Origin of the sequence: Bacillus sp. CGMCC 1.16607 (genome assembly GCF_042683745.1) — a bacterium.
Classification (GTDB): domain Bacteria; phylum Bacillota; class Bacilli; order Bacillales; family Cytobacillaceae; genus Pseudoneobacillus.
The window spans coordinates 414,932-428,483 of sequence record NZ_JBHUJX010000018.1; the positions used below are offsets into that span (position 1 = coordinate 414,932).

Below are 13,552 nucleotides of genomic sequence, written 5' to 3' on the forward strand. Positions count from 1 at the left end.
GAAAGACGTGCAAGTTAATCAACAGCAAACATTAGAAATAGATCCACAAATCCATCCTATAAAGAAACCCGACAAAAGTAATACCCCTTTTCAAATTGCTCTAAAAAGATTTATGAAAAATAAATTGGCCGTAGCTGGAGTAATCGTATTATTATTAATTATTTTAGCTGTTACATTTGCGCCTTTCTTAACCGACCAAAATCCGACTAAATCGAATTTAATGTTAATCGAACATCCTCCTAGTGAAGAGCATCTATTAGGCAATGACAGTTCTGGGCGAGACAACTTTGCTAGGCTTTTATACGGAGGAAGGATCTCACTAATTGTAGGTTTTAGCGCCATGTTATTTACATTAGTTATAGGTGTGACTGTTGGGTCAATTGCTGGTTATTATGGCGGCAAAATAGATGCCATTATCATGCGTGTAACGGATGTTATGCTCATGTTGCCTTTCTTAGTAATCGCATTAACAGTAGTTGCTATATTAGAGAGGGTAACTGTTGGGATATTTGTAACGATTATTGCTTTAACTTCATGGCCTAATTTAACGAGAATCATTAGGGGGACATATTTATCTCTCCGAGAGCAGGAATTTGTACTAGGGGCCAAAGCAATTGGAGCAAGTGATTTCCGAATTATTTTCAAGCATTTTATTCCGAACGCAATTGGTCCTATCGTTGTAAATGCTTCCTTAATGATGGCAAGCTACATAATAGTAGAATCCGCTTTAAGTTTCATAGGATTTGGTATTCCACAACCTACTCCATCATGGGGGAATATGATATCTGAAGCACAAAGTTTACGTATTTTACGGAACAGTCCAGCTGCTTGGATTCCACCTGGTCTTGCCATTCTCTTAACGGTACTCTGTATTAATTTCATCGGCGATGGTTTGCGTGATGCATTAGATCCGAAAAGTAATAAACGTTAATGTTTGAAAAATCCCTACTGATGAAAAAATCAGTAGGTTTTTTTAAGAAGCTTTGTTAATAAAGGACATGTTCTATATTTGTACTGTTAATTGGAGCAGATGGCACTTAGCAGCAAAACAATGCGGCCAATTGGCAACTATTAGCACAACCACTCCAGACGCTTGCTTTTCGCAGGTGTGCAGTAAGCCTGTCTAGCTACACAATGTACTTGTTACAGATGCTTGGAGAGCATATAAAATATATGTAAAAGAAAAAGGATTAGAGCATTATTGAATTAAATCAAATGATGGAAAACACGTTATTAGAGGGTTTATGATAGTTTCCGCCTGTCAAAATTCTCTGTATAAATATCAAAGGAGTGATTTTTTTGGAGTTTTTCGGAATTGTACTTGTTGTAATAAATATCATAATTATAGGTTTTGTTATATGGACTGTATCAAGCATCAACGAAAAACTTGAACTTTTAATAAGAATACAATTAAAAAAAAATGATATTCATTTTTCGGATAAAAACACAGAAGAAGAAGTTGAAAAGTATAGAGACAAATAAAAGTTTGGGTTAAATGCGCAGGAGGGAAATTCCAACATTTGGAACCTCCTTCTAATTTACCATAAAATCAACATTAAAGTGTAACAGAGCCATTTTAAAAGTAACCTTATTTCCCTTCAAATTCCAACTTCTATTAGTGTGCAGATTTTGAGATTGTTTATCATTTTCAATACAAGGTGCTCCATTTTTTATAGATGTTTATATTTTAATTTTGCTTCTTCAAAGTTATCTCTTCCCTTTTTCCCCCATACATAACCGTTAAAGTTAACTCATTTGGAAAGTCACTAACAATGATTCCATCATGAATCATTACTACCGTTTGATAACTACCCGTTTCATTTATTTTTTGTGGCGAGCTACTTTCTAAACTTGATTTAATCCCTTGTAGCTTAAATTCAATTTCTTTTTCATTATCTCCAGTATTCGATTGAAGGAATAATGTCTCAAAGGATGTTTCCTTTTCATCGACATACGTAAATAACCCATACCAATCCTTTCCCTCACCAAAGTATAAAACAGGAGATTTATCTTTACCTTTGCATCCTACTATTAAAAAAATTAGAATAAGAAAAATAAAAAATAGTTTTCTCATGAACTACCACCTCAGATAAATATTCCATAAGGTTATCTGCTAGTCTGCAGCTTTAAAGATTATACAAATGTAACATCCATCATGTATCGTTCAGCAATAATCGAAAAACCAATATCCTTTAGAAATGGTATAACTTCTTCTGTCGAAGATGTGAAATCACCCGTTTCGATTAATACTGAACAGTTTGAGAATGGGCGATAAATTGCTGAAACCAATTGCTCCAAGATTACTCTTTTCTCATCAATACTCGGGTTAATCTCAAATTGATGTAGTACAATCCTTTGATCCCCGTTCATTAGAGTGTTTTCAGTATATAATGCGTAACCACTAATTATGCCATTTTCATCTTTAACAATAGCAGCTCTACCATTTGGAATATTTTCAGCCTTTGACTGCCAGGCTACCTGATAATTATAAAATGATAGATTAGTAACATCAGAAGCTAGTCCTTTATATATTGTAAACCTATTATCGTTAACATTTATGGAATCCAATTCGTTCTTCTCATTTAACTTTAATACGGATAAAGACTTTGTTTTTTTATAACCATATCTTTCATACAGGGCAATTGCTCCAGCATTATTCTTTAACACCTCTAATGTTGCATGCTTTACCCCTTCTATTTGATAAACTTCAATTAGTTCATCCATGAGAATTTTCCCTATTCCTTGTCCTTGATACTGTGGAGAAACACCTGTACCACCGTTCCATGCGGTTTTAATTCCATTTATCGTTTTTATGCTTGTTAAGATAAATCCGATTGGCCTAGTATGATTAAAAATGATTGTTGAACACTTTGGGGACAATTCTCTTTTCCCAACCATAAAACCGATTTGATCAGCATTCATTTCAAAATTAATAGAGTAATTGGAAAATGCCTCATTCCAAGCAGTAGTTAGTTCGGTAAAGGTACAATCCTTTAGCCTCTTAATTTGGTACATTTAATAACCTCCAATAATTTTAGATATATGCTTATAATTCTGTTTCATTGGTTAGGATTTACTACTAACCAAGCCTCATTTAAATCTACGATGGTTCCATGAATATCTATCAAATCCTCACTAACTTGCGACTTTTCGCGTAATAATGCTAATTTATTTACTATGTATTGTTCGTGAAACTCCTTACTTTCCCAAAAGGAAGAAACAAAATACTCAGTATCTGCTTTTTCTGCTTTACAAAATACTCCACTTAAAAATCCTGTACTAGTTGACATTTCTGGGTTCCAGACTTGCTCTTGCATACTAGTAAAATGCTCTTGTTTTTCCCGATGAACAATACATTCAGCAACTCGGAGTATTTGTGCTTGGCTTAAAATTTTGGTTGGATTATTATCATTAATCATAAACATACTTTGATAAACGGATGTAGTAATACGATCAAAAGTGCCTCTCTGCTTACTTCTTTCATAAATATCGTCATGATAATCGTTCATAAATACTTTATAAGAATTGTAATCCTTCCAAAAAGCAACGATACAAGCTTCAGTTTCCTTATTCTGATTCCATCCTCCAGCTTGCCCTAAAAATCCTTCCATACTTTTTAATTCATTCCAAAATTCTTGCGCTTGCGAAAACGGTATTTTTTTATCTATCGGTACTTCAACTTTTATCCACTTTATAATCATATCTTCTCGCCCTCCTAAAAAGAGTAACAATTAACTTATACACCAAATTATATAACTGAACAGTCAGTTTATATTTTAACTGACACTCAACAAATGTCAAACATTACATTTCGTTTGGATCTCCCCAAGATTGGGAAGAGAGAACAACTAAAAACAGACTTTTGCAAGAGGACGTGACACTGTGTTTAAGGGATGGATTCAACACTTTCAAGAGTTGCCGAAGGATAGAAAGCAATTCAATTTGTATTATATTTCGTTGTTGAAAAGTAACATTTACTTTTTCTTATTTTTACGCCAAATAGAAGAAAAGAGAAGATTTGTAATAAAACCAAAAAATCTAAATATCGATTCCAATAACTCCATGGAACAATACCGCTCCTTCAATAATTAGTTATACAAAAATGAGATGATTTTATTACTCAATCTATTTATTGAAATTGAGGATTATGAATGGGTTTATAAGAAATTGATCTTTTTAGATAAGCAACTCTTGAAAAAAATAAGTATATTTCATACAAGAAAATAACAAAGGAGGAAGTGGATTTACTCATACTTCCCCCTTGATACTTATTAATCCCAAATTAAGGGTACTTCTAAACGCAACATTCTCAAATATTGTAATAACTGACCGGTATGAACAGCATCATGATAAGATTTTCTTTCTAATGCGTCTCCTAAAGTCCTATTTATTGGTTTATGCGGCCATTCAATGTAGGTAGTGTCTAGAACATCGGGAGTAAGAGATAGTATGTAATCCAAAAATTGGTTGTAGTATATATATTCGATCTTTCTATTTCATCTTGAAGATTTGTATAGGGTTCAGCCCATAAGTGACCTCGCTCCTCATCAGTAGGTAGTCTATTATCTATCAATATCTTTAGCCAAGATAAATCATGTAGCAGTACATGGCGAATAGTTTCTCCTACTGATAAAGCATTTTTATCTGGCTTCCAAGTTAATAATTCATCCTGAAAAGAATTAGCAACGATAAGAAATCTTCTTCTACACTCTTTAAAGTCTAACAAGAACATTTCAATAGCATTCATAAATGATTACCTCCTATTAAAAATAATTACATTCTTAAATTAACATGTAATCATTTTGATGCTCATCGATATATGGATATAAAGAATAGAAAGTGCTTAAATTATATGGACAAAAGAATTATTAGGTATGATAGATGACCTTACAGCTGGAAATATATAAATAAAGCAAGTGGAGAAAAACGATTAGTTTATCCCCACTTGCTTTATTTAAAGAATTAATCAGACAGCACGTTAAATTCCTTCATTATATAAATGACAAGCCGTAAAATGACCTTTTTTAACTTCTCGCCATTCTGGAACACTTGAGGCACAAATGTCAGTTGCATATTGGCATCTGGTACGGAATACGCATCCACTTGGGGGATCAATCGGACTCGGGACTTCCCCTTCCAAGACAATTCGTTCTCGTTCTACAAATGGGTCCGGAATAGGAACCGCGGACAAAAGTGCTCTTGTATAAGGATGTAATGGTTCTTTATATAAGGAATCGCTATCCGTTAACTCAACCATATTGCCTAGGTACATAACCAAAATACGATCGGATATGTATTTCACCATGGACAAGTCATGGGCTATAAAGAGATAGGTTAAATTCATCTTGTCCTGAAGATCTTTCAACAAGTTTACAACCTGTGCTTGAATCGATACATCTAGGGCGGAAATGGGCTCGTCACAAACGATAAATTTAGGATTCAAAGCTAAAGCGCGAGCAATGCCGATTCTTTGACGCTGACCACCACTAAATTCATGTGGAAAACGGTTAATGTGTTCTGCCTTAAGACCAACTAATTCAAGCAGTTCGATGATTCGCTCTCGACGTTCTTTGCCTTTAGCTATTTTGTGTAGATCGAGAGGTTCCCCAATCAAATCTTCAACGGTCATTCTAGGATTTAAAGACGAATATGGGTCCTGAAAAATAATTTGCATATCTTTCTTCAATTTATTAAGGGAACGCCCTTTTAACTTAAAAACATTTTCTCCATCAAATACTACCTCACCTGAGGTTGGCTCGTGTAAACGAATAATCGTTTTTCCAGCAGTTGACTTCCCACAGCCACTCTCTCCAACAAGACCAATGGTTTCCCCTGGATAAATGTCGAGGCTAACATCATTTACAGCTTTAAGCTGCTTGCCACCAACTTTATAGTATTTTTTTAAATTTCTTATTTGTAAAAGTGGTTCCCCTGTTTGCTTCGTTTTTACGTTCATTGCTTAACCTCCTTCGCCTGAGCTGCTGCAGCTTGTGCCTTAGGATGGTGGAGCCAGCATGCTGATTGTTGTGAGCCATGAACACTCTCTAATACAGGATGATGGTCTCTACAGATTTTCATGGCATGTTCACATCTTGGAAAAAAGGAACAACCTTTAGGTGGATCCAGTAAGTCAGGCGGACTGCCCACGATAGAATATAATCTTTCCCCTCTATCCATATCTAGACGGGGAATAGATTTCATTAAGCCTTTTGTATATGGGTGTGTTGGATTGCGGAAAATTTCTTCGACCGTTCCCGTTTCAACTACTTCCCCTGCGTACATGACGATAACTTTATCGCAGACTTCTGCCACCACTCCTAAGTCATGTGTGATTAAGATAATTGAAGTTTCAGTTTCTTTTTGAAGCCGCTTCATTAAATTTAAAATTTGAGCTTGTATCGTCACGTCCAGGGCAGTTGTCGGTTCATCCGCAATTATTAACTCCGGATCACAAGCTAAAGCCATTGCAATCATTACCCTTTGTCTCATTCCACCAGAAAATTCGTGCGGGTAATGTTTCAGGCGGCTCCCTGCTTGAGGAATACCTACTCTTTCCAATAATTGAATAGCATGCTGCTTGGCCACATTTCGTGATAGCTTTTTATGCTTGATTAATCCCTCTGTTAATTGATCACCAATTCTACTAGTTGGATTAAGGGATGACATCGGATCCTGGAAAATCATACTGATTTTATTTCCCCGAATCTGTTTCATCTCCGATTCTTTTGCCTCTAAGAGATTCTGACCATTGAAGATAATTTTACCGGATTTATATTCTGTTGGCGGGGTAGGAAGTAGCTTCATAATGCTTTTAGCCGTAACACTCTTTCCACATCCTGACTCTCCTACAATAGCAACAGCTTCTCCTTTATTAACAGTAAAGTTAATACCCCTAACTGCTTTTACCTCTCCGCCATAAGTATTAAAGCTGACATGCAAATTTTCTACTTGTAATAAATTTTCCTTCATTTTTCTCACCTCACACCTATTTTTATTTTCTCAATTTAGGATCAAGCGCATCTCTTAATCCATCACCAAGTACATTAAAGGCTAACATTGTGAGCGAGATTAATAGAGCTGGAATGGCTAATTGATAGAAATTCCCTACTAATATACTACCTACAGCATCACTAGCCATTGTTCCCCAGCTAGCTTGCGGAGCTGGAATACCCAACCCTAGAAAACTTAAAGTTGCTTCGGCAAAGATGGCGGTCGGTACAGTTAATGTAAGGTTCACCAGTATAGGTCCCATAGTATTAGGTACCATGTGTTTGCGAAGCTTCCAACTTGTTGGTGCTCCCATGGCGTTAGCCGCATGAACATAGTCAAGCTCTTTTAATTGTAAAACTTGTCCTCGAATAAGGCGGGCCATTGGAATCCACCCGGTTATCGTCATCGCGATAATGATTGGCCAAATTCCTCTCTCTAAAACAATCATCATTAAAATAACCATTAATAGATAAGGGATAGCATATAAAACTTCAGCAAAGCGCATCATAAAGTTATCCACTTTTCCACCTCGAATAGCTGAAACACCGCCGTAAATAACACCAATAACAAAATCAATGGCAGCCGCCATTAAACCAATAAATAAAGAAATTCTCGCTCCATACCACGCGCGTGTAAAAAGATCACGGCCAGATGAATCCGTACCGAACCAATGCTCCGCGTTTGGCCTTAAATTCTTTCTACTAAAATCTTGTTCATAATACGTGTAACCGCTTAAATAAGGGCCAACAATAGCCATAATCACTAATAGGACAATAACGATAAGCCCAAACATCGCTAATTTATTTTCTTTTAAGCGCCTCCAAGTGTCTCTCCAGTACGAGATACTTGGTTTAGCGATTTTTTCCGATTCTTTAAAATTATCGGCTGCAGGAGTAAACAAATCATCTGTAAAATGTAATTCTTTTGCCATTATTTACTCTCCCCCGTAAGTTTAATTCTAGGGTCAATCCAAGTGTACGCAATATCCACAATAAGGATAAGGAAAATTAAAATCATACTATAAAAAATAGTCGAACCTAAAATAACTGGGTAATCTCGATTGAAGATTCCTTTAACAAACATTTCACCGATTCCAGGTACACCAAAAATACTTTCAACAATAAAACTACCTGTCACTAGATTCGCCGCAATGATCCCGAGTACCGTAACAACTGGTAAAATAGCATTTCTTAAACCATATTTTAATAAAATAAAACCTCTATTTAATCCTTTCGATTTTGCGGTTACCATATAATCTTGATTTAATACTTCCAGCATACTAGATCTCATAAGACGTGCAATATAAGCCATCGGCAGCATCGCTAATGAAATAGTTGGAAGGATCGTGTGTTTCATTGATTGCCATGTTGCTACTGGAAGTAGTCGCCATTCAACAGCCAAATAATTAATAAGGACATAGGCTAAGATAAAGCTAGGTACAGAGATTCCGATAATTGCTAGAACCATAGCAAGGTAATCCGGCCACTTATTTCGGTTAAACGCAGCAATCACACCTAGAATAACTCCAAATATCACGGCCACAAGCAGGGCTTGTAAACCAAGTTGCAGGGAAACAGGAAATCCCTTTTCAATATAGTCATTAACGGTTAACGTTTGTGACTTTAGTGATGGGCCAAAATCAAATTGAGCAATTTGTTTTAGGTATAGCCCATATTGAACAATTCTAGGTTCATCTAAATTATAAAAAGATCTAAGATTTTGATAGACTGATTCAGGCATGGTCCCTTCTCTTGCAAATGGATCGCCTGGAACAGAATGCATAACGATAAAAGTAATGCTTATAATCGCCCATATAGTGACCAACGCCCACAGAAAGCGTTTTACGATAAAGCTAATCATGATGAGACCCCCCTTTTATAAACAAAATATGAAGAGTCTACACAAGTATCTCTTCACTTTAAAAGATCGGGTATGCGCAGGTTAGCGCATACCCAGACCAAAAAACTTTAATTTTGGATGTCAGCGTATTTAAATGATGGCTGACGATTAATTAATGAGAAAATTCCTGTTACATTTTCTTTATAAACATGCGGTCGAGTATAATAGTAAATTGGCACAATTGGCATATCATTCATTAGAATTTCTTCGGCTTTATGCATGGCATCCATACGAATTTCTGGATCCATTACTGTTTTTGCTTTGTTTACAAGCGCATCATATTCACGGTTGCTGTAGTTAACATCATTATATGGTCCATCCGTTAACCAAAGGTCTAAGTATGTCATTGGATCAACATAGTCTCCTACCCAACCAGCACGACTAATCATAAAGTCACCTGATTTTTCACGGTCTAGTTTAACCTGGAATTCTACGTTTTCTAACTTTAGGTTATCAACACCTAAATTTTTGCGCCACATTTCTTGAATCGCCTCAGCGATTACCTTGTGAACTTCACTTGTATTATAAAGTAAGGTTACTTCTGGAAGTTTCTTCAATCCTTCCTCCGCTAGCCCTTCAGCAAGTAGCTTCTTCGCTTCTTCAACATTCTCTTCGAATAGTGCACCTGCATTTTCTCTAAAGTCACCTGTTACATCTGGCATACCTGGAGGAATGACACCGTAAGCAGGCATTTGCCCACCTTGAGAAACGTGTTCAGTAATTGTTTTGCGGTCGATTGCCATCGAAAATGCTTTACGCACCTTTGGATTATTAAAAGGTTTAACATCTGAGTTTAAATTATAATAGTAAGTAGACAGTTCAGCCGCGTTATGGAAATCAGCACGTTGTTCAGCAAGTAGCTTTCCAGTTACTTCTGCTGGTAGATCATCTAATAAATCGATATCTCCAGTTTCATACATTTGCCATGCTGTATTTTGGTCTTCAAGAATGTATAAAAGTACCTCGTCTAGTTTTATGCTAGCTGCATCATAGTACTTTTCATTTTTTGAAAGAGTGATCGTTTCTTTATGTTTCCACTCCGTTAATTTAAATGGACCATTGGAAACAAAAGTTGACGCTTCTTTGTACCAATCTGGGTTACTTTCTGCCAGCTTCTTATTAATTGGGAAGTACGTGCGGAAAGAAGTTAAGTCTAAGAAATAAGGAGTAGCTTGTAACAATTTTACTTCAAGAGTCTTATCGTCTAAAGCCTTTACTCCAACTTTATCTCTTGCTGGTCCTAATTGATCTTCAGAAATCACTGGCTTTGCTGGAGGTTCTTTACCTTCCGCTTCAGCTTTAGCAACTTCTTCGTTGTATTTAGCTAAAACATCTGCTCCAATATTATTGTAATCCTGTGCACCTGCTAAATAATAAAATTGGTAAGCATATGTAGAAGCTGTGTTTGGATCTAAAGCAAATTTCCAAGCATATTCAAAATCTTGAGCTGTTAATGGCTCACCATTAGACCACGTCATTCCTTCCTTTAAATGGAATGTCCATGTTAAACCATCTTCACTTGGCTCCCAACTTTCAGCCATCCCTGGCACAATTGTTCCATCTGGAGCTTTTGTTGTTAAGCCTTCAAATACATGATCGACGATCCAAGAATCATGTGTACCTTCGGCCAATCCTGGATGCAAAGCCCCTGGCTCTGAATGGTTATTTGTGCGAAGAACTTTCTTTCCTGACGCTTCTTCTCCTGAATCATTATTGTCTTTTTTATCTTTCGATTGATTAGTAGTCGTTGTACAGCCCGATAATACTAACATGAAAGCAAAAAGAACTGTCAGGAAAACATGTAATCTTTTTTTCATCATAAACCCCCCTGTTCGGAATATTGTTTCTAGTTTTCTTGTAATTCAAATTTTCAGAATCATCATTACAAAAAAATATAAATTTTCAATATCACCCACCTTATCTAACCGAAGACAGTTTGTTTAAAAAACTGTATGGTCAGTTTAATTTTAAAGGAGCAAAATATAAATTACAATAAATTTTTCTATTTTTTTTGTTTAGTTGATTTTAAAGCATGCATTATTCTTAAATAATAAGGTGACCAACTAGTTTATTTATGCTATAAAGAAAAAGGAATCATTAATCAATTAGAGGTGGTATTTATGATTAGCAGGAAAATCGATGCAAATAAAATAAAAATACAAGTTTATGAGGGTGGTAATACATCGGGAGAAGCTATCCTTTTTTTACACCCACAAGGAAGCACATCGAAAATATGGGAGAAGGCACTCCCATTGTTCGAAAAGGAGTACCATGTCATTTCAATGGATTTAAGAGGCCATGGTGAATCGGATAAAGCTGTTAGTGGTTATGACATTGAGTCTCAATGTAGAGATATCAAAGATGTTATGGAAAATTTAGAAATCCAAAAAGCTCATTTGGTAGGGAATTCATTAGGAGGCGATATTGCGACTGCCTTTGCAGCTATTTATCCAGAACATATCATTTCTCTTACGAATATTGACTCTGGCATGATTGATTACATCGGTCCCGAGGGAGAAAGAAATAAAACGAAAGAAGAAGTTTTAGAAGAATTCAAAAATAGACAAATTAAAAGCTTCTCTTCCAAAAAAGAATTATTAGAATATGTTGAAAGTGTATTTCCTGAATCCCTTTGGGAGAATTATTTCGAAGAATGGTTTAAGTTTGTATCTATTTATCAAGACGAAGACAACCGCTTATCTTATCAAATTCCAATTGCTATAAACGTCCAGATTATGGATATGGTTTGTCGTTTACATTACAAAGAACTCTATCAAAATATTACTTGTCCGATTCTATTTCTTCCCGCTGAAATGGAAGATCATCTTTCAATTAAGTTAAGGAATATTGAAGAAGCCAATAAATACACTTTTGTTAAAACTAGCATCATTCCAGAATCTAGGCATCTAATGGTGCTAAATCAATCGCAGGAAATATGTCAAGAAATTATACAGTTTTTTCAAGAGGTTAGAGTAAGTCAAAAGTAATCAACTCTTCCAATGAAGTCATAAATTATCGTTTGTAAAGGAGGAAAAAATTATGGGTATGTCAGTACAAACCTTTTTACAAGAGTTAAATAATCAAATGCAAGTATTAATGCGTGATGTTACAGAAGCAAGTTGGATGGCCCAAACTACAGGTGATGCAGATTGGGCAGATAAGCTTAGTGAAGCTGATACAAAATTGAATTTATTCTTTTCTCAAAAGGATACTTTTGAAAAAACAAAGCGATATTTAGAAGAAGAGGGCTTAACTGAACTGGAAAAGCGTCAACTATTCCTTTTTCTTAATATCATGAAAGATAATCAGTTACCCGAAGAAATGATTGCCGACTTGTCTAAGCGGTCATCTGACTTAAATCTTTTGTTTAATACGTTTACCCCTGAAGTGGATGGTAAAAGATATTCAGCGAACGATATTAGAGATATTTTAATTAACAGCAATGATCAAGAGCTTCGAAAACAAGTTTGGTATGCAAGTAAAGAAGTTGGAAAGGTCGTCGAAAAAGATCTATTAGAGCTTATTAAAAAACGGAATGAGGCTGCAAGATTACTTGGTTACGAGAATTATTACCAAATGAGTTTCGCCCTACAGGAATTGGACCAAAAAGAGGTATTTTCCATCTTTACGGATTTAATTAATCAATCCGATCGTGCTTATCGTTCGATGAAAAAAGAGTTAGATGAACGATTAGCCTCAAAGTTTGAAATCGACCTTACTGACATTCGCCCATGGCACTATGTTGATCCATTTTTTCAAAAAGCCCCATCTTCAGACAAAGCAAATTTAGATCCGTTCTTTAGAGGTAAAGATTTATTACAAATGACAACTGATACATTTCAGGCTATGGGAATTGAAGTAGCGGATTTATATGAAAAAAGTGATTTATTCCCACGTGAGAAGAAAAATCCTACTGCATTTTGTATGGACATTGATCGCGAAGGTGACGTCAGGGTTTTATGTAACCTTGAGGAAGTTTCCTATTGGATGGAAACTAATTTACATGAGTTCGGTCATGCGGCTTATTTTAAATATGCTGATTCGGAACTTCCATTTATCTTGCGTAACTGTAGTCATACCTTAACAACCGAAGCCATTGCTATGATGTTTGGGAAAATGGGGAAAGATCCTCGCTGGTTACGTCAATTTCTAAATATGGATGATGCAATGCTCCAAGAGCTTTCACCGGAACTAGAACAATTGCAACAGCTGTCAATGTTGGTCGCTGCTAGATGGATGATTACCTTTGTCTTTTTTGAAAAGGAATTATATGAGAATCCGGATCAAGATTTAAATTCCTTATGGTGGAAAACGGTCAGTGAAGTTCAATTAGTCAATCCTCCAGATTCCACCGACCAACCAGACTGGGCAGCTAAAATTCATTTTACGCTTGCACCAGTCTATTACCAAAACTACTTACTTGGTGAATTAATGGCTGCTCAATTGCTTCGATTTATTGAGAATTCCATTTCACCGGAGTTTTTTACAAAAGCAACTGGTGATATGCTCATGAATCAATACTTTAAACCAGGTGCACTTTATAACTGGAATGAAAAAATCCGAAGAATTACTGGTGAAAATTTAAATCCAATCCATTTCAGTGAACTTTATTGTCAAACTGATATTAAGGTTACACAATAGAGAAAAACGGAGTCAGGGAAAA

The 13,552-nt window shown here is 35.8% G+C and carries 13 protein-coding genes; 4 read left to right on the forward strand and 9 right to left on the reverse strand.

Annotated features, from left to right (window positions below):
• Positions 1-7 precede the first annotated feature (7 nt).
• Complete coding sequence (opp4C, locus tag ACFSO7_RS12195; RefSeq protein ID WP_377877582.1) at positions 8-931, forward strand: oligopeptide ABC transporter permease; 924 nt, start codon at positions 8-10, stop codon at positions 929-931.
• A 368-nt stretch (positions 932-1,299) separates the two neighbouring features.
• Positions 1,300-1,482 carry a hypothetical protein gene (locus tag ACFSO7_RS12200; RefSeq protein ID WP_377877583.1) on the forward strand — a complete coding sequence of 61 codons (183 nt, stop codon included), beginning with the start codon at positions 1,300-1,302 and terminating at the stop codon, positions 1,480-1,482.
• A gap of 205 nt (positions 1,483-1,687) precedes the next feature.
• Here the strand turns inward: ACFSO7_RS12200 and ACFSO7_RS12205 are convergent, their stop codons facing one another.
• The 9 genes from ACFSO7_RS12205 to ACFSO7_RS12245 all read right to left on the reverse strand — a co-directional run bounded on the left by ACFSO7_RS12205 (position 1,688) and on the right by ACFSO7_RS12245 (position 10,706).
• Positions 1,688-2,074, reverse strand: coding sequence for a hypothetical protein (locus ACFSO7_RS12205; RefSeq protein ID WP_377877584.1), 387 nt, complete (start codon positions 2,072-2,074; stop codon positions 1,688-1,690).
• Between the two features lie 59 nt (positions 2,075-2,133).
• Entirely contained in the window at positions 2,134-3,015 is an 882-nt protein-coding gene (locus ACFSO7_RS12210; protein WP_377877585.1) for a GNAT family N-acetyltransferase, read from the reverse strand.
• Between the two features lie 44 nt (positions 3,016-3,059).
• Positions 3,060-3,701, reverse strand: a complete 642-nt coding sequence (locus ACFSO7_RS12215; protein ID WP_377877586.1) for a DUF4937 domain-containing protein — start codon at positions 3,699-3,701, stop codon at positions 3,060-3,062.
• 722 nt (positions 3,702-4,423) lie between these two features.
• The gene (locus tag ACFSO7_RS12220; RefSeq protein ID WP_377877587.1) at positions 4,424-4,747 is read right to left on the reverse strand and encodes a DinB family protein; all 324 of its coding nucleotides are present in this window, start codon (positions 4,745-4,747) and stop codon (positions 4,424-4,426) included.
• A 231-nt stretch (positions 4,748-4,978) separates the two neighbouring features.
• The gene (locus ACFSO7_RS12225) at positions 4,979-5,956 is read right to left on the reverse strand and encodes an ABC transporter ATP-binding protein (RefSeq protein ID WP_377877588.1); all 978 of its coding nucleotides are present in this window, start codon (positions 5,954-5,956) and stop codon (positions 4,979-4,981) included.
• Positions 5,953-6,969, reverse strand: a complete 1,017-nt coding sequence (locus ACFSO7_RS12230; RefSeq protein ID WP_377877589.1) for an ABC transporter ATP-binding protein — start codon at positions 6,967-6,969, stop codon at positions 5,953-5,955. Before ACFSO7_RS12230 ends, ACFSO7_RS12225 begins: the two co-directional genes overlap by 4 nt.
• A 22-nt stretch (positions 6,970-6,991) precedes the next feature.
• Positions 6,992-7,921 (reverse strand): ABC transporter permease, encoded by a 930-nt coding sequence (locus ACFSO7_RS12235; RefSeq protein ID WP_377877590.1) that lies wholly within the window; start codon positions 7,919-7,921, stop codon positions 6,992-6,994.
• Positions 7,921-8,850, reverse strand: coding sequence for an ABC transporter permease (locus tag ACFSO7_RS12240; RefSeq protein ID WP_377877591.1), 930 nt, complete (start codon positions 8,848-8,850; stop codon positions 7,921-7,923). Before ACFSO7_RS12240 ends, ACFSO7_RS12235 begins: the two co-directional genes overlap by 1 nt.
• A gap of 107 nt (positions 8,851-8,957) precedes the next feature.
• A complete protein-coding gene (locus ACFSO7_RS12245) occupies positions 8,958-10,706 on the reverse strand; it encodes a peptide ABC transporter substrate-binding protein (RefSeq protein ID WP_377877592.1) in 1,749 nt (582 codons plus the stop codon).
• A 303-nt stretch (positions 10,707-11,009) separates the two neighbouring features.
• Between ACFSO7_RS12245 and ACFSO7_RS12250 the strand changes: the two genes are divergently transcribed.
• Entirely contained in the window at positions 11,010-11,876 is an 867-nt protein-coding gene (locus tag ACFSO7_RS12250; RefSeq protein ID WP_377877593.1) for an alpha/beta fold hydrolase, read from the forward strand.
• 52 nt (positions 11,877-11,928) lie between these two features.
• Positions 11,929-13,530: a M2 family metallopeptidase gene (locus ACFSO7_RS12255; RefSeq protein WP_377877594.1), complete on the forward strand. Its 1,602-nt coding sequence runs from the start codon at positions 11,929-11,931 to the stop codon at positions 13,528-13,530.
• Positions 13,531-13,552 lie beyond the last annotated feature (22 nt).

What these genes read in the sequence shown, in the direction of transcription:
- ACFSO7_RS12205 (WP_377877584.1), bottom strand. Translation starts at nt 2,074, where the DNA reads ATGAGAAAACTATTTTTTATTTTTCTTATTCTAATTTTTTTAATAGTA.
- ACFSO7_RS12210 (WP_377877585.1), bottom strand. Translation starts at nt 3,015, where the DNA reads ATGTACCAAATTAAGAGGCTAAAGGATTGTACCTTTACCGAACTAACT.
- ACFSO7_RS12215 (WP_377877586.1), bottom strand. Translation starts at nt 3,701, where the DNA reads ATGATTATAAAGTGGATAAAAGTTGAAGTACCGATAGATAAAAAAATA.
- ACFSO7_RS12220 (WP_377877587.1), bottom strand. Translation starts at nt 4,747, where the DNA reads ATGAATGCTATTGAAATGTTCTTGTTAGACTTTAAAGAGTGTAGAAGA.
- ACFSO7_RS12225 (WP_377877588.1), bottom strand. Translation starts at nt 5,956, where the DNA reads ATGAACGTAAAAACGAAGCAAACAGGGGAACCACTTTTACAAATAAGA.
- ACFSO7_RS12230 (WP_377877589.1), bottom strand. Translation starts at nt 6,969, where the DNA reads ATGAAGGAAAATTTATTACAAGTAGAAAATTTGCATGTCAGCTTTAAT.
- ACFSO7_RS12235 (WP_377877590.1), bottom strand. Translation starts at nt 7,921, where the DNA reads ATGGCAAAAGAATTACATTTTACAGATGATTTGTTTACTCCTGCAGCC.
- ACFSO7_RS12240 (WP_377877591.1), bottom strand. Translation starts at nt 8,850, where the DNA reads ATGATTAGCTTTATCGTAAAACGCTTTCTGTGGGCGTTGGTCACTATA.
- ACFSO7_RS12245 (WP_377877592.1), bottom strand. Translation starts at nt 10,706, where the DNA reads ATGAAAAAAAGATTACATGTTTTCCTGACAGTTCTTTTTGCTTTCATG.
- ACFSO7_RS12250 (WP_377877593.1), top strand. Translation starts at nt 11,010, where the DNA reads ATGATTAGCAGGAAAATCGATGCAAATAAAATAAAAATACAAGTTTAT.
- ACFSO7_RS12255 (WP_377877594.1), top strand. Translation starts at nt 11,929, where the DNA reads ATGGGTATGTCAGTACAAACCTTTTTACAAGAGTTAAATAATCAAATG.